Source organism: Halobacillus sp. A1-3, from assembly GCF_050971765.1.
In the GTDB taxonomy this organism is placed as follows: domain Bacteria; phylum Bacillota; class Bacilli; order Bacillales; family Halobacillaceae; genus Halobacillus; species Halobacillus mangrovi_B.
Genome location: NZ_JBPCEO010000015.1, coordinates 35,338 through 51,566 on the forward strand (window position 1 = coordinate 35,338; position 16,229 = coordinate 51,566).

Consider the following 16,229-nt stretch of genomic DNA (forward strand, 5'->3'; position numbering starts at 1 on the left):
ACCTGGAGGCCATTTCTTTATAGCTGATCTTTCATCATTTCTTCTTCTGCCATTTGAATTGCCCGTTTTACCATATTTCCGGCATCACGTGTTGTAATACCGCCCCATCCATCCTGCTGTACCTTGTCGTAAAAACCAAGTTCTTTCGCGATCTCTTCTTTCAACGAATCGGACATTATTCCTCTTCTGCGTCCCATCGTCTTCAGCTCCTTTCGCCTTCAACTTGATACGACAATAGTAGTATGCTTCTTTTTGTTGTTATCATCACAGCAGATGTATGTAAGGATGGGAAGCTTTTCTAGTGTAAGATCTCTAAAAGTGTGCAAAATAAAAAGCAGTAAACTTAGCGTTCACTGCTCAAGAGCCATTGTCTGCAAATCATCGAAGTTCAGTTCTACTGTTTCTGTAAGAACATCGGCATAGCTATACGAAACACGTTCAAAAGCATTTTCTTCTTGGTCTAGTTCTACAATAAAAACGGCAGGATATGTTTCTGCAAGAATTCCTGAGCGTTCAATCGTTTTACGACGACCGCCGTTCGCTTTTAATGTTAGTCGTTTACCAATTTGCCCTTCCAGGGATTGCTTAATTTCCACTAACGTTTTAGCCACTACACTCCACCTCACTGTTTTTTATCTTACCATAGAACTGGGACAAAGTCAAATAAACATCACATTATACCAATAGCTATAAAAACATGTCAATCATAATATTTTTAAATAGCTTCTCGGATAGGTTATCCATTAAAAGGAAATCTATGCACCAAATAAGAAAAACTTGTAAATTATGAGGTTTTATAGCGGCTTTTCTGTGTCCATAAAAAAGATCCACATAAGGTAAGGGTATGAAAACTTTTTTGAAATATGAATGAAATCGATGGAAAAAACCGCTGCTGAACATTCTTACAGCAACGGTTATAGATTTTCCCCTGTCTCCTCTGTTCCTTCAATTTCTTCTGCTTCTTCTGAGTATGGAATTCCTATTCTTAAAAGTCCTTTTGTCTCTACTCCGCCGAGACCTTTTTCGCCACTAATTGTATTTCGGATAACTTCCCATATGTTAATATGATCCATAAACGACGTATAGGCTACCCGAGCGGCTACATAAACGGGATCGATAGCATGAATATTCACACGCGCAGGTGAACTGGCAAAGTTTGCTCCTGCTTTAATAATCGATTCAAAATGAGACTGACATGCGCCCGCAAAAATAACGAGCTGATCAAAATTAGGATACTTGCGCCTAATATTTCTGACCGCTTCCACAAAGTAACGAGAATGACGGTAGGCTTCCAGTTCCCTGGTTGTTCCTTTAGCTTTCGAGTAGGAATCGTGACCAGTTAAAACGACAATTTGTGGATGGACTTTTTCAACCAAATCCATGATCCGGTGCGGCATTTCTTTTTCATGGAGATATTGCCCATGAACCTGCAAGCCTAATTGTTCATACAGCGCAATACATTTTTTCAAAAACAGAGGATCTCCATCAAGATGAAGAATACGGGGAGGGATTTGAAAGTACTTGGCTTCTGTTCCAGTCTGATATCCATTTCCTGCTTCCGCATCTCTTTTCTCTTTTAATAACCGGTAATCTTGCCGGAAAAGACGATAGGAGTAGGCTTCCTGTTCATCTACTTGCTGTTTACGTCTATGGTACTCTGAGCCTGAAACCTTCTCCAAATCATCATATGGAGCATCGGCTTCAAGGCGGATATGCTCTCCCATGAGCTTAACTATTGGACGATCGGCTGATTTCACTCGAAAAATAATATCATGTTGATAGGACTTTCTTGTAACAAGATCTCCATTCACTATCATGAACTCCCCACCTCACACCAAACGTTACTGTAGTCTATGTGAGAATGGGCATGATGTGTCCCGGTTTATTCAGAATACAAGCAATCCGCTAGCTTTGCGAACTCTTGCATCGTTAACGACTCCCCACGTCGCTTAGGATCGATATCGACAGAATCTAATTTTTCTCGAAGTTCTTCTTTATCCATCTTTCCTTTAAAATGACGGGCTAAGTTATTCATAAGCGTTTTTCTCCTTTGCCCGAATGACGCTTTAACTAGGTCAAAAAAGAACTCCTCATCCTTTACTTCAACAGGAGGGGAAGATCTCATTTCTAAATGGAGTACAGACGAATCGACATTTGGCTGCGGCATAAACACGGTCTTAGGCACATTCATAGAAACATTTGCCTCTGTGTAGTATTGAACAGCGATGGATAATGAGCCATAACTCTTCGTATTCGGTTCAGCAGCCATTCGATCTGCCACTTCTTTTTGAATCATAACTGTAATGCTGTCAATCGGCAGGCGATCCATCAACAGCTTCATTAGAATAGGAGTTGTGATGTAATAAGGAAGGTTCGCAACTACACGGATTGGCTGCCCTGGTTGGAAATGCTCTTTAATCACTTCTCTCACATCAGCCTTCAGGATATCCTGGTTGATGATTTCCACATTATCGTATTCGGATAAAGTGTCATTTAAAATAGGCAGCAATCGCTGATCGATTTCAAATGCTACAACTTTTTCAGCATTCTGAGCAAGCTGTTCGGTAAGGGCTCCAATCCCTGGACCAATTTCAATAGCCCCTGCAGAAGCATTTATCCCTGCGTGGTCAATGATATTCCTTAGAATGTTTACATCAATCAAGAAATTTTGTCCCAGGCTTTTTTTAAATGAAAACCCGTGTGTCTCCAAAATTTCTTTCGTACGTGTTGGTGTTGCTACTGCTTTACTCTTCATTTCTTTCCTCCTGAATTATATCCATCATGGCTTCATTCAACTGTTCCTTCGTAATTTGAAACATGTTTAAGCGACGAAGCAGCTGTTTACCATTTGTTTTACCTATATGAAGTTTGATCCCAAGTTTCTGTCTACGCTGGCGGGATAACCTCCCCCCAAGCAGGCCGTACGATATTAAATCATCTTTTGTAATATGTTCTTCATACTCTTCAACAAGCTCGTACACAGACGAAAGAGCGGTACGAATATCCTCAACCGAGGCATGTTCAATCCCTATGCCTTTATCTAGCTTGGCACGCGCTAAATGCTTAGGAAGAAAAGCGTGCTTACAGCCTGGTACTTGCTCAGTAACGATGTGTCTGATTCGCTCTCCTGGATAATCAGGATCGGTAAAAATGATTATTCCTCGTTTGTCTTTCGCATGACGTATCTGCTCAAGGACGGTTTCATCAATCGCTGAACCGCCAGTTTCTATTGTGTCAGCATCTACTGCCTCTTTAACACGGGCTGTATCATCCTTGCCTTCCACTACGATGACTTCTTTTATCTTCACCTTATTTCCTCCTGCTTATGTCGGCCATTATCTTTCCATAGCATACCACGTGTGCACAAGCGAAAAAAGCAGAGGAGTCATTCCTCTGCTTCAACCATCAGTCTAAAATTTTTACTTTCACGTTCCGGCTCCCAAAACTTAAAGCTTCGCTTTTAGAAGACATAAACAAGTCAATACGGTTTCCATTAATGGCACCGCCTGTATCACCAGCGACAGCATATCCATATCCCTCGACCCACACTCGACTTCCGAGCGGAATGACACTTGGATCGACAGCGATAACTTTTTTATCTGGATTCTCTTTTAGGTTAATCCCAGTTGCTGTTATCCCTGAACACCCTGAACAATTTGCTGTATAAGCTGTTGCATGCATGGATAGGGTTTTTGATTCGCTCTTATCACCACTTGAAGAGACAGTAGTCGCTTCATCAGAAGATTCGGAGCTTGAGGAGGTTGACTCCTGAGAACTTGATGAATTTGATGCTGCACGAACAGTTTTTTCTACTTTAGTGCCGATAGCTATGATCTTCTTCTTACTTTCTTTCTCCACCGTCTCTTTTATCAGTTCACGATCTGTTTCTTCCCCATTTGTAAGAGTGACTTCATACTTCTTGGTCACTACCCCTTGTTCTCCATCGGAAACGACTTTCCTTTCCCCTTTAGGCAAAGAGTCATCTTTACGGGTTTCTACTGAATAATCCACGTCTTCCTCAATTATATCTGTCACTTTTTCAACTCTGGTTATTGAAACGTTAGTATCTTCTGTTAATGATTCACTTTTTGCTGGTTTCAATTCATCCAGTTCATTCAATGTGACTTCCTGATTTTCCAGGAAATCTCCTACAGTCGAAGCCGTTGTCCAAACTTTCTCTTCTTCTCCAGCATCATCTAATACGACTTTAACCGCTTTATCGATTTGAAGATCCATTCCTGCTTCAATCATAGTATCTGTTTGATGTGACACCTCGTCTTGTTTCTTAAGGCTTAACTCTTCTTCTTCGATAAAATCACCGACTGTATCTGCAGTGGTGTGGTATTTCTTTTCTTGTTCATCTATCGTTACACTTATAGTTTTAGAAGGTATGTACTCAACATCCATTCCATCTTTAACTTCTGCGGATAGTTTATGGGAAAGTTCATCATGTGGCTGCACTGTGACATTTGCCTCTGATAGTAAATCGCTAATAGTATTAGAATGAGTGCGAATAATTTCTGATTCACCATCAATAGTCACTTCTACCGAAGCTTTAGTAGCTTCATATGTTACCTTTGTCAAAAAGGCCATGCATAGGATTGCAATTGTAAATGCAAAAATCAATTTACGTTTCGAAATTGATTTGAAACCATTCTTAATCCCCATCATTTTTGCCTCCTTTCTAAACTCAGCGTAATCTTGCAGTTATGCAATTGTAAAAATTAAGCAGGCTTCCCTAAATAAAAAGGAGCCAGCCTCAGATTCGCTGACTCCTCCATTATGCATTTTTGCCTATTAGATTAACATAACAATCATGTTACAATTCCCATACAATTTTAATAAGTCTTTGTAACATTAGATCAAAAGTCCTTTATCTAGGCTTTAATCCCGAAGAAATTCAGCGCATTTGCTGTTGTAACTTCACTCACTTCTTCGAAAGAAAGCCCCTTTAATTCAGCAACTTGTTCAGCAACTAGTTTAACGTAAGCAGGTTCATTGCGCTTCCCCCGGTTAGGGTGGGGTGCAAGAAATGGACAGTCCGTCTCGACAAGCAAATGTTTCATATCTACGGCTTTGGCTACTTCTTTAGGAAGCTTTGCATTTTTAAATGTTACAGGGCCACCTAAAGAAATCATAAAGTTCATATCGATACATTCCTGCGCTGTTTCGACCGGACCACTGTAACAATGCATGATTCCTCCAACTTCCCCGGCATTCTCTTCTTTTAGAATTTCAACAATGTCATCTGTGGCTTCCCGATTGTGAATAACAATCGGCATATTCACTTTTTTAGCAAGACGAATTTGCTTACGGAAAACATCTTTTTGAACATCGGCAGGAGATTTATCCCAATGATAATCCAATCCCATTTCTCCAATGGCGACTACTTTCGGGTGAGAGGAAAGTTCTTCGATCCAATCTAAATCCTCTTGTGTCATATCGATGGCATCAACGGGATGCCAACCGACCGCTGCATAAATGTGATCATGGTTTTCAGCGATCTCCATCGCTTTCGGGATTGTTTTTCGGTCAAAGCCCACAACTGTCATATAGTGAACTCCAGCTTCTTTTGCTCGCTGGATCGTTTCTTCTAAATCATCTTCAAACTGATCTGCGTTTAAATGGACGTGGGTATCGAAAAGCATCAAAATACCACCTTTCTTGTAATAGAGTTTCTGTTAGATGTAGTTGTAATTAATAAACAACCTGAATCCACAGTTTCGTGTTTTTTGAGAGTTCCCATTTACGAAAAGGTGGAGGATGGAACGTTAACTTCATGACAGATGGTGTGGCAAAATGTTATTTAACGGAGTCAAAGCCTATAAAAAGGGAAAGCACATCTGCTTCCCCTTTTTATGTTTTATTTAACTTTTGTGCCGTTGCTTAAAGATTGATCGATGGAAGCTAAAGCGAGTTTGCCGTTTTCATCTTCTCCAGCAAGAATCATTCCTTGAGAGAGCTCTCCACGCAATTTCACTGGCTTCAAATTCGTGATACAAATCACTTTTTTACCGACGAGTTCTTCAGGGGAATAGTGTTCAGCAATTCCTGAAACAACCTGTCGCTGCTCATCAGTTCCGAGATCAAGCTGGATTTTCAAAAGCTTGTCCGCTTTTTTGATTTTATCCACTTTGACTACTTCTGCTACACGGAAATCAAGCTTGGCAAAGTCATCAATCGTAACTTCTTCTGCTTTCTTCTCTTCCTTTTTCTTTTCTTCCTTTTGAGGAGCTGGCTTTTTCATCATATCTTTGATGATTTGCGTTTCTTCTTCAGCATCCAGGCGAGGGAAGATTGGGTCATCTTTTTGAACGTTTGTCCCTGTCGGAATCGCTCCAAATTGATTCAAGCTTTCCCAAGACTTCTGTTCGTCAGAAGTTACGCCCAGCTGGCTGAAAATACGCTCTGGCGTTTGAGTTAAGAATGGGCGAAGCATAACGGCGATTTGGCGAAGTGATTCCACTAGGTGAGCCATAACGTTACCGAGGCGGTCTTTCTGACTTTCATCTTTTGCAAGCACCCACGGCTGTGTTTCATCAATATACTTGTTTGTCCGGCTGACAAATCTCCATAGATCCGCGAGAGCTACAGAGAATTCCATGTTTTCAAGAGACTGTTCGACAGACTGGCGAGTCTCTTCAGCAAGCTGCTCAAGGTTTTTGTCATACTCATCTTCGCTAAGTGTAAGCTGAGGAATTTCCCCATCAAAATACTTACTGACCATGGCCACTGTGCGGTTTAACAGATTACCTAAATCATTAGCAAGATCATAGTTCGTCCGTTCTACGAATGCTTCAGGTGTAAAGACACCGTCAGAACCGAATGGAACTTCACGCAGCAAGTAATAACGCAGTGCATCTAATCCATAACGATCGCTCAATTGAACGGGATCTACGACATTCCCTTTCGACTTGGACATCTTCCCGTCCTTCATTAGGATCCATCCGTGAGCAAAGACTTGCTTAGGTAGTGGTAGATCAAGTGCCATCAGCATGATCGGCCAATAAATCGTATGGAATCGTACGATTTCTTTTCCTACAAGCTGAACATCTGCCGGCCAGAATTTCTGGTAACGCGTATCGTCATCGGAACCGTAACCCAGGGCTGTAATATAATTACTCAAAGCATCAATCCACACATAGATCACATGCTTTTGGTTTCCAGGAACACCTACGCCCCAATCAAATGTGGTACGGGAGACAGCCAAGTCCTCGAGGCCAGGCTTAATGAAGTTGTTAATCATTTCATTCTTTCGGCTCTCCGGCTGAATGAACGTTGGGTTCTTTTCGTAGAATTCCAGCAGTTGATCTACATAGTTGCTCATTTTAAAGAAATAGGATTCTTCCTTAACTTTTTCAACAGGTCCTCCGCAGTCTGGACAATGGCCTTCGTCCAACTGACGTTCCGTAAAGAAAGATTCACACGAAGTGCAATACCATCCTTCGTATTCGTCTAAGTAAATGTCCCCTTTTTCCATCAAGTAATCGAAAATCTTAGCGACTACTTTTTTATGACGCTCTTGAGTCGTACGGATAAAATCGTCGTACGAGATATCTAATTTATCCCATAGATCCTTAATACCACTAACAATATCATCCACGTACTCTTGAGGGGCAACCCCTTTCTCTTCCGCTTTACGTTGGATTTTCTGACCGTGCTCGTCCGTTCCTGTCAGATACATCACGTCGTACCCTCTTAAACGTTTATATCGAGCCATAGCATCACCAGCTACAGTCGTATAGGCATGCCCTATATGCAAATTCCCGCTTGGATAATAAATTGGGGTTGTAATGTAAAAAGTATTCTTCTCCTCAGGCATCGTTTTCCCTCCTCTTAAATTCCATACAATGAATGCACTTTGTTATTCATAATGATTATTGTATCATTCTATCGATTTATTTTCTGTATTTCCATTCCTAACATTAAAATATACCGAATTTTATGTAAAACTGTCAAAAACAACGAATATTTACATTTAACATATGTAAATACTCTGGTAAAATTATATGTAAATCTATAGATGGATTTTTCAACCATTTATGGAATACACACTATAGCGAACCATTCCGGAAATGGCCTCGGATTGTTGTCATCTTCCCTTTACTTTTATACCCTACGCCGTATATAGTACTGGAAATAAAAATACAGTATAAAGAATTGACACGTCTGGGAATGGTTGGTACTATTATGTCGAGACATATGTCGAAAGATGACGAAAATACTTTTGATTGAGGGGAGACAGAAAAATGAAATCTACAGGTATCGTACGTAAAGTTGACGAACTCGGTCGCGTGGTTATCCCGATTGAGCTTCGTCGCACACTAGGAATCAATGAAAAAGACGCTTTGGAAATTTATGTTGATGATGATCGCATCGTCCTTAAAAAGTACAAGCCTAACATGACTTGTCATGTGACTGGAGAAGTTTCAGACGAAAATCTGAAACTTGCTAACGGCAATCTTGTATTGTCTAAAGAAGGCGCACAAATGCTGTTGCAAGAAATTCAGTCAAACCTAACTAAATAAAATAGAGAAATAGAAAGAGAAACATAGAGAGACGACTACAAAGGTTACTCATTGACGACATGACATATGTTCTAACAAAACCCCTTACTGTTCACAGGCCTGACAGTAAGGGGTTTTTATGACGTCTTTAGTCTTTTTCGACATGGTAAGCTTGGTAGACATCTCTTTTTGACATCTTACGGTCCACGGAGGTTTGTTTGATGGCTTCTTTACTTTTCATATTTCCCGTTTCAATATAATGATTGACATGATCAATAATGGATAAATGGGTCCACCAGAAATCATCTTCCCCTTCATGTTCCTCTGCTCCCTCTACGATGATGCAAAACTCTCCTCGAACTTCCTCCTGCTCAGCCCAATTAACCAATTCTTCCAGGCTCCCTCGAACATATTCTTCATACCGCTTCGTCAATTCGCGGGCTAATGAGGCCTGCCGATTTCCGAATATCTCCCTTACATGACGGAGCATCTCTTTTAGACGATGGGGAGACTCATAAAAAATAATAGTCGCTGATATGTTTTTAAGTGCTGTTAATTCGGCTTCACGCTCTTTCTTTTTTCGTGGCAAAAAGCCACAAAATTGAAATTGCTCTGTTGAAAGCCCCGAACCAGCTAGTGCCGGAAGAGCTGCATTTGCCCCAGGTAAAACGATAACAGGAAGATCTTCGTCAATTGCCTGCCGAACCAAATCCGATCCTGGGTCAGAGATTCCCGGCATCCCGGCATCACTCACGACCGCAATCCGATCCCCATTCCTTATTTGATCAATTAATTGAGGCCCTCTCGTTTGTTTATTATGCTCATGATAGCTAATCAGAGAGCTATGGATATCAAAGTGGTTCAGCAGTTTTTTAGTATTCCGAGTGTCTTCCGCTGCAATAGCGTCAGCGTTCTTCAACGTTTCTACTGCACGAAAAGTCATATCATTTAAATTCCCAATAGGGGTCGGCACGATATAAAGAGCTCCCTGCTCCTCATCCTTAAAGCTATTTTGTATCTTCATCCACCATGCTCCCTTCTGATTCTCGAATAATCCACGCTTCTTTTTGGGAACGAGACATTCGCTTTACCCTATATTCCTCCCGCATCGCTTCTTTCTTCGTTTCGAAGGTTTTTACAGCTTCTACAATGAAGGGACCTCTCCCACGAGTGTATTTCGCGCCTTTTCCTTCTTCATGCTTTTGTAGACGCGCCTCAAAGTTATTCGTGTAACCTGTATAAAGGGTTCGATCTTTACACCGGAGTACATAAACAACATGTTCATTTTCCATAAAGGATTTCCTTTAATTCCGGTGTATATTCGTCCTCATGCGTAAGTGCGTATAAAGGGGGCAGGATCGTAAGACCTGGTTTACCGTCTCTTGTCCCTTCAATCAATAAAATATTTGCTTCTTTGCCCTCTTTAGGATAAACGAGACGCATGCGCTTCGGCTCAAGCTTATACTTCTTAAACAGCTCGATAATTTCGACCAATCGATCAGGTCTGTGGACCATCGATACCTTACCGCCAGATTTAGCAAGACGGCTGCAAGATTCGATGACATCTTCAAGCGAACAATAAATCTCATGTCTGGCGATGGCGAAATGCTCATTCAAATTCTGTTCATCTGATTTTGGAGTTGGAAAATAAGGGGGATTGCATGTCACAAGGTCAAACTTGCGATTCCCATAGTAGGCAGGCATGTCTTTTAGATCCCCGTGAATCATGCTTAGCTGGTTTCCTAGTCCATTTAATTCTACATTACGGAGAGCCATATCGTAGAGGCGTTCCTGTAGTTCAACCCCTGTAATCGGTACACTTGACCGTCTTGACAAAAATAAAGGAATGACTCCATTTCCTGTACATAAATCTAAAATTTTTCCGCGCGTTTTCGGTACGTACGTAAAGTCTGCGAGCAAGACGGCATCTAAAGAAAAAGCGAAAACGCTGGGGCTTTGGATGATTCTCATATTTTCTTCAGCTAATAGATAATCGATTCGTTCGTCTCCATACAATTGAACCATATTTTCTTTTCCTTTCTTGTACTAAAAAAATGGGGAAATGATGGTGAATGGGAAAACGCATCCCTTTCCGTGGGCATGTGCTGAGCCTCCTCAGACTTCGTCTTCCGGGGTCTCACCTATCATGGTCATCCCACAGGAGTCTCGGCGTTTTCCCATTCACCATACGATAATAAAGGAGCTCAACTATTATTGTATAGTAGAGGGTTTTCAGACTATTAATGTTGTAGTCCCGTGCTACAAACGGGTGATCCTTCAATCTTGAGTAGGAAAAGAGAAAACCCCTTGGGATAATAGCATAAGATTAGATCCCACAGGGCATAAGGCCCAGGAAGTCCTCCGTACGCCCACGGAAAGTGACTCCTTCCCCACTACCCTCTGCTCTAAATTTAATAAAGTTAATTATAAAAAGGAAGCCCTTCCTCGGTTGAGCAAGGAAAGGCTTGGACCTGGGATTATTTCTTTTTGTTTAGAAACGATAAACAGAATAAACAATCTTCATCTCTAGGGCTGCCAAAATGTAAATTACAAATATGAAAACCTTCTTCGTAGAGTCGTGCTAAATTATCGTACCCTTCTCCAACAACCGGTCCCCGGTCTTGTTTAGAGTTGGATGACTTTTGTTTTTCCTGTTCTGTTTCCTTATCTAACCGCTGCCTTAAATGATGATTTTCAAGCGATAAATGCTGGTTTTCTTCCAGCAAATAGGCAAGTTGCTTTTTTAAATCGCCAAGCTGTTCATACAGCTCGCCAATCTGGCTTTCTAAATGGGATACATGTTCAAATATGGCTTTCTTTTTCACGCTTGACTCCACCCTTTTTACTCTGTGGCTTCTGTTTGAACGACTCCTTCATCGATCAACTCTTGTAAGGAGTACTCAAGAACACGTTCTTTATCACGGAATTCGATTTGGACCATACGCTCAAGCATATTCAAGCCAACCACTTTTCCTTTTCCAAAAGAAGTCGCAATGCTTTCACCCAAATCAGGCAGTTCTTTCTTAGCGATTTCATAATCATCATTCTCATATTTAAGGCAGCACATCAAACGACCGCACAGGCCGGAAATTTTTGCTGGATTTAAAGACAGATTTTGGTCTTTTGCCATTTTTATGGATACAGGTTCAAAGTCACCTAAGAAAGTGGAACAGCATAGCATGCGTCCACACGGACCAATTCCACCTAACATCTTCGCTTCGTCCCGCACCCCGATTTGACGCAGTTCAATTCGGGTTTTAAATACCGAAGCTAAATCTTTTACCAATGTACGGAAATCGACCCGTCCATCAGCTGTAAAGTAGAAAATCACTTTATTACGGTCAAACGTATATTCAACATCAACAAGATTCATGTCCAATTTATGTTCACGAATTTTCTTTTCACAAATGCGGTAAGCTTCTGAAGCATTGTCCTTGTTTTCATCCACGGTTACTTTATCTTTATCATCTGCAATACGGATGACTTTTTTAAGAGGTAAGACGACATCTTCTTCGTCTACGGATTTATTAGCAATGACAACTTTCCCGAACTCAATCCCGCGAACTGTCTCGACAATAACATAATCTTCTGTCGTCATTTTCATTTCGCCAGGATCAAAATAATAAATTTTCCCCGCTTGCTTAAATCGGACACCTACAACTTCGATCACTCGATCATCACCTCTGTAGTTGAAGGGTAAGTTGCTCCATCACTAAGTTAGGATGGACATTTTGATTTATCTTTCGTTTCGCCTCAAGTATATAACTTAAGCATTGAGCGGATGATTGACGTGACCATCTCATCGCTGCCTGTTCCAGTTTTTCTCTCTCTGTAATAAACACAATAGAATCTTCCCGGTCCAAATATTGATTAATGATATCCTGGAACCAAAGCATCAACACGTCAAGACCGCGCTGTAAATGCTTACGTTCTTTAAAATGAGGCATCCACTGGTGGTTGATAAATAAAAGTCCTTCATTTGGTTTATTTTGAAGCACTTCAATTAATTGTATCACTAATTTTCGGACATTAGCAAACCACTCATCTTCATTCATTTCCAGGGCTTCTGTCAAATTATTTGTAAGAGCAGCCAATAGTTTTGCGTTCGATTCAGAAACGCCTTCTGCTATGAGCATTTCTTCCGCTCTTCTTGAATTCAGCGGCTGAAGAGCAAGTAGCTGGCACCTGGATCGAATCGTATCCAAAATGGTCTGTCCACTTTCCGTTAGTAGCATCGCAGTTGTTTGCTGGCTCGGCTCTTCCAAAAATTTAAGAAGACGATTGGATGCGTTTGTCGTCATCTTGTCTGCGTCTACGATAATATAAACTTTACGGTTAGACTCCATCCCTGTATAAGTAAATTCTTTTTGTAAGTGAAGGATCTGTTCTTTTTTAATGGACTGTCCTTCCGGTTCCACCCAATGAAGATCCGGATGATTGCCGGTATCGATCCGATGGCAGTCTCTACACTCTAGACAAGGTTCAGCTCCATTCCGGTTTTTACAAAAGATGCTTTTAGCAAATAATACACTCAATTCTTTTTTGCCGGTTCCTCTGCTCCCCTGAAAAAGATAGGCGTGAGAAATTCGGTCTTTTTTAAAGCTGTTCATAAGCATCTGGGCAGCTAGAGGCTGAATTTCTTTCATCTCTTTCCATGTCTGCATAAAACCATTCCGTCCTTACGTATATAAATTAATCAGCAGACCTTTGATTTCTCCGATCATCCCTAACAAATCAATCGATCGCCTTTCTTGCTGGAAGATTATTTCTTAGCTGAGTCCAACTGTGTCCACATTTGTTGCCTAACCTCATTCTAAAGCTCCTTGGTTAGAAGTGAAAAAATGATTCGATTGGAAGAACAAATACGGTTGCTCCACCTACTTCAACCTTAACTGGTTTCGGAATATAAGAGTCGGCATTTCCTCCCATTGGAGAAATAGGAGCGACCATTTGCTCACGCTGGCTGCAATTTTTCTTGATGATATCAAGCGCATCTTCCACATCTTTATCGTCACAGCCAATCATGAACGTCGTATTTCCCTCTCTCAAGAAACCGCCAGTCGTTGATAATTTGGTAGTTTTGAATTTATTTTCCGCTAATGCATCCGTCAACCGATTACTGTCCTTATCTTGAACAACAGCAATGATCATTTTCATCGGAAAACCCTCCTGGTTGGGTGTTTATCCCTATTATAACAAACTCATTCATGCTTTGATGGAAGATAATTCTTCAACACTTCTTCCGCTTCCTCTTTTACTTTGTCAAAAGCCTGACCAGCATTGACGATTTTTATACGATCCTGATAACGCTCAGCTAACTGATGATAGGCGTCATAAACTTTTTGATGAAAATCAATCTTTTCCAAGTCAAGCCTGTTTTGTTCCCGTCTTTTATTAGCAGCGATTCGGCGCAGGCCCTCTTCGGGATCTATATCAAATAATAAAGTCAGAGTTGGCATGCAATTTTCAATAGCAAAGTCATTAATTTTGTAAACTTCATCCATGCCTAATCCTCTTGCATAGCCTTGGTAAGCAAGACTTGAATCAATGAAACGATCGCATAGTACGATTTTTCCTGCCTGGAGCGCAGGTACCACTTTCTCAACGAGATGCTGTCTACGGGCTGCTGCATAGAGTAACGCTTCTGTACGACCGTCCATTGCTGTATGAGAGCGATCTAAAATAACCTCGCGTATCTTTTCTGCAATTTCAATCCCGCCAGGTTCTCTTGTCTCTAATACAGGGTACCCTTGTTCTCGTAAATCTTTCCCGATTTCTTGGAGCATAGATGATTTCCCTGCCCCTTCACCACCTTCAAATGTAACAAATAAACCCTTCACATTCATTCTCCTTTAAACACTCGTATCCCTTGCTCAATATTCTTATTCTGAAAGCGTGCGCCTCTTTGGACTAAAGAGAGCACACGGTTTTTATGCTCATCTGTAATACGTTCTCCTTTTAATAATAATGGAATTCCTGGTGGGTAAGGAATAATAGCTTCTGCTGATACTTTCCCCACTGCTTCATTCCAGTTCACTTTCTTTTCGGTACTTCCATTCATTTCGAAGTACTGCATTTCTAAAGTTTGAATTTCCGGAAACGAAATTTGATCAATGTTTATTGTAGCACGGTTTTTCTCGTATTTTAATTGCGAATCGACTTTATCAAGACGCTCTTTCAACTGGTCAACAGAAAGACTTGGAGCAAGTCCGAAAGTAAAAAGGATTTGATCGAATGTAGCCATTTCAGGATGGATATCTACTTTTTCAAATTTCTTCATGACTTCGAACCCTGTTCCCTCTTTAATCCTTAGAGTCATTTTTAAAGGGTCATCATAAGAGGTGACAGGAAGCACCGACCAATGGTCTTCATAGGATTCAAATACGTTTCTGACCTTCTCTATGAACTGGAGAGTCTCCTGTTTTTCTTCTTCATTCCACTGAGCCAGAAAGTAACGAGCTAAATCAAGACTTGCCATTAAAGGATAGGATGGACTGCTGGATTGAAACATTTGGAGATAATGTTCGATTTTCATTCGATTCACGCGTCTACCCTGTACATGTAAATAAGATGCCATTGTCATAGCAGGAGCCATTTTATGAGCGGATTGAACAACCATATCGGCTCCTATTTGTAAGGCTGAAAGTGGGAATAGGTCTCCCAACTGAAAATGAACGCCATGTGCCTCATCTACACACACGGGGATCCCCTGGGCATGGGCCTCTTCAATAATTTGCTGAAGCGGATAAGTTCGACCAAAGTAATCAGGGCAGGTTAGAAAAAGTCCTCGTGATTTGGGATGAGTTCTCAAAGCCTTACGAACAGCAGAGAGCGTTATTTTGCTGTACCGATTAGTATCCTCTTCATATTCAGGTCCTATGAATACAGGATTAGCACCTGCTAGTTCTAAGCCATTTAAAACAGACTTGTGGCAGTTCCGCTGTACAATGATTTCGTCTCCAGGACCGCATATAGAAAGAAGCATGGCTAAGTTACCTGAAGTTGTTCCATTTACTAAGAAATATGTATGTTCACATTGAAAGAACTCTGCAGCTAGCTTTTGCGCTTGCTCTATGACTCCTTCAGGGGCATGCAAATCATCCAGACCGTTAATTTCTGTAGCGTCTAAAGATAAGATTGCTGAATAATCTTCATTTCCTCGCCGGGAAAACACTTGGCCATATTTGTGGCCTGGTACATGAAAAGAGAGAGGATTTTTCTTTTTGTTTTCTACTAATGCATCATATAACGGAGTTTCACATTGACTGCTCATGGTTCTCACCCTTTTTCTATTTTCTTTCTCTCATTTATCGTACAGAAACCGTCCCTTTGCCGCAAACATACAAATATCCATCTCTTTTTGAGATGGATATCATAGCTGCTATGCATTTAAGATGGAATCATAGAACGATGCGCTTTTGTCATTTGCTCTACAAAAAACTGATATTTGGGATCATCGGCAGAAGTATTAATCATTTCTTTCTCACAAGAATAGCAAATGTACACCCTCAACAAGTAGATTCCATTTTCTGCTTCCTTGGAACAAATACTGCAGCATTGCTTCCTAGCCATTTTTATTCCTCCCCGTCAGCTTGCTTAAGCATTCTCTTAAACCAGGATGTTAAACAGTAGATTTATTTCTAGTATCTCCTAATCTATGAATAATATACGAGAAAAAATAAAAAACCTTAGAAGAAAATCTTCTAAGGTTTCATCGTTGAT

The 16,229-nt window shown here is 40.8% G+C and carries 20 protein-coding genes; 1 reads left to right on the top strand and 19 read right to left on the bottom strand.

The window, feature by feature from the left end; all coding sequences use genetic code 11:
* Positions 1–17 precede the first annotated feature (17 nt).
* The 8 genes from ACRYKC_RS19780 to metG form a co-directional block, all read right to left on the bottom strand.
* Positions 18–197, bottom strand: a complete 180-nt coding sequence (locus ACRYKC_RS19780) for a small, acid-soluble spore protein, alpha/beta type (protein ID WP_085027017.1) — start codon at positions 195–197, stop codon at positions 18–20.
* Positions 198–350: 153 nt separating this feature from the next.
* Positions 351–611 carry a biofilm formation stimulator Veg gene (gene veg / locus ACRYKC_RS19785; RefSeq protein WP_035545428.1) on the bottom strand — a complete coding sequence of 87 codons (261 nt, stop codon included), beginning with the start codon at positions 609–611 and terminating at the stop codon, positions 351–353.
* A gap of 303 nt (positions 612–914) precedes the next feature.
* Positions 915–1,817, bottom strand: coding sequence for a sporulation peptidase YabG (yabG, locus tag ACRYKC_RS19790; protein WP_433809544.1), 903 nt, complete (start codon positions 1,815–1,817; stop codon positions 915–917).
* Between the two features lie 65 nt (positions 1,818–1,882).
* Complete coding sequence (rsmA, locus tag ACRYKC_RS19795) at positions 1,883–2,755, bottom strand: 16S rRNA (adenine(1518)-N(6)/adenine(1519)-N(6))-dimethyltransferase RsmA (protein WP_433809546.1); 873 nt, start codon at positions 2,753–2,755, stop codon at positions 1,883–1,885.
* Positions 2,745–3,308 (bottom strand): ribonuclease M5, encoded by a 564-nt coding sequence (gene rnmV, locus ACRYKC_RS19800; protein WP_433809548.1) that lies wholly within the window; start codon positions 3,306–3,308, stop codon positions 2,745–2,747. Before rnmV ends, rsmA begins: the two co-directional genes overlap by 11 nt.
* Positions 3,309–3,405: 97 nt before the next feature.
* Positions 3,406–4,668, bottom strand: coding sequence for a ubiquitin-like domain-containing protein (locus tag ACRYKC_RS19805; protein ID WP_433809550.1), 1,263 nt, complete (start codon positions 4,666–4,668; stop codon positions 3,406–3,408).
* 209 nt (positions 4,669–4,877) lie between these two features.
* Positions 4,878–5,648 (bottom strand): TatD family hydrolase, encoded by a 771-nt coding sequence (locus ACRYKC_RS19810; RefSeq protein WP_433809552.1) that lies wholly within the window; start codon positions 5,646–5,648, stop codon positions 4,878–4,880.
* Positions 5,649–5,863: 215 nt separating this feature from the next.
* The gene (metG, locus tag ACRYKC_RS19815) at positions 5,864–7,822 is read right to left on the bottom strand and encodes a methionine--tRNA ligase (RefSeq protein WP_433809554.1); all 1,959 of its coding nucleotides are present in this window, start codon (positions 7,820–7,822) and stop codon (positions 5,864–5,866) included.
* Positions 7,823–8,249: 427 nt separating this feature from the next.
* On the opposite strand from metG, the gene abrB reads away from it, so the two are divergent.
* Positions 8,250–8,528, top strand: a complete 279-nt coding sequence (gene abrB, locus ACRYKC_RS19820) for a transition state genes transcriptional regulator AbrB (RefSeq protein ID WP_433809556.1) — start codon at positions 8,250–8,252, stop codon at positions 8,526–8,528.
* A 127-nt stretch (positions 8,529–8,655) separates the two neighbouring features.
* Here the strand turns inward: abrB and rsmI are convergent, their stop codons facing one another.
* The 11 genes from rsmI to ACRYKC_RS19875 form a co-directional block, all read right to left on the bottom strand.
* Positions 8,656–9,531, bottom strand: a complete 876-nt coding sequence (gene rsmI, locus ACRYKC_RS19825) for a 16S rRNA (cytidine(1402)-2'-O)-methyltransferase (RefSeq protein WP_433809558.1) — start codon at positions 9,529–9,531, stop codon at positions 8,656–8,658.
* Complete coding sequence (locus ACRYKC_RS19830) at positions 9,515–9,799, bottom strand: GIY-YIG nuclease family protein (protein WP_433809560.1); 285 nt, start codon at positions 9,797–9,799, stop codon at positions 9,515–9,517. The genes rsmI and ACRYKC_RS19830 overlap by 17 nt, the downstream gene beginning before the upstream one ends.
* Positions 9,789–10,532, bottom strand: a complete 744-nt coding sequence (locus tag ACRYKC_RS19835) for a tRNA1(Val) (adenine(37)-N6)-methyltransferase (protein WP_433809562.1) — start codon at positions 10,530–10,532, stop codon at positions 9,789–9,791. Before ACRYKC_RS19835 ends, ACRYKC_RS19830 begins: the two co-directional genes overlap by 11 nt.
* Before the next feature lie 452 nt (positions 10,533–10,984).
* The gene (gene yabA / locus ACRYKC_RS19840; RefSeq protein ID WP_433809564.1) at positions 10,985–11,332 is read right to left on the bottom strand and encodes a DNA replication initiation control protein YabA; all 348 of its coding nucleotides are present in this window, start codon (positions 11,330–11,332) and stop codon (positions 10,985–10,987) included.
* Between the two features lie 17 nt (positions 11,333–11,349).
* Entirely contained in the window at positions 11,350–12,177 is an 828-nt protein-coding gene (locus ACRYKC_RS19845; protein WP_085027038.1) for a PSP1 domain-containing protein, read from the bottom strand.
* 7 nt (positions 12,178–12,184) lie between these two features.
* Positions 12,185–13,171, bottom strand: a complete 987-nt coding sequence (gene holB / locus ACRYKC_RS19850; protein ID WP_433809566.1) for a DNA polymerase III subunit delta' — start codon at positions 13,169–13,171, stop codon at positions 12,185–12,187.
* Positions 13,172–13,186: 15 nt separating this feature from the next.
* Complete coding sequence (locus ACRYKC_RS19855; RefSeq protein ID WP_433809584.1) at positions 13,187–13,273, bottom strand: DUF327 family protein; 87 nt, start codon at positions 13,271–13,273, stop codon at positions 13,187–13,189.
* A 61-nt stretch (positions 13,274–13,334) separates the two neighbouring features.
* A complete protein-coding gene (locus tag ACRYKC_RS19860; RefSeq protein ID WP_433809568.1) occupies positions 13,335–13,664 on the bottom strand; it encodes a cyclic-di-AMP receptor in 330 nt (109 codons plus the stop codon).
* 44 nt (positions 13,665–13,708) lie between these two features.
* The gene (gene tmk, locus ACRYKC_RS19865; protein WP_433809570.1) at positions 13,709–14,347 is read right to left on the bottom strand and encodes a dTMP kinase; all 639 of its coding nucleotides are present in this window, start codon (positions 14,345–14,347) and stop codon (positions 13,709–13,711) included.
* Positions 14,348–14,349: 2 nt separating this feature from the next.
* Positions 14,350–15,780, bottom strand: a complete 1,431-nt coding sequence (locus ACRYKC_RS19870; RefSeq protein WP_433809572.1) for an aminotransferase class I/II-fold pyridoxal phosphate-dependent enzyme — start codon at positions 15,778–15,780, stop codon at positions 14,350–14,352.
* Positions 15,781–15,896: 116 nt separating this feature from the next.
* On the bottom strand, positions 15,897–16,079 hold the full coding sequence (locus ACRYKC_RS19875) for a sigma factor G inhibitor Gin (RefSeq protein ID WP_433809574.1): 183 nt from the start codon (positions 16,077–16,079) through the stop codon (positions 15,897–15,899).
* Between the last annotated feature and the right edge of the window lie 150 nt (positions 16,080–16,229).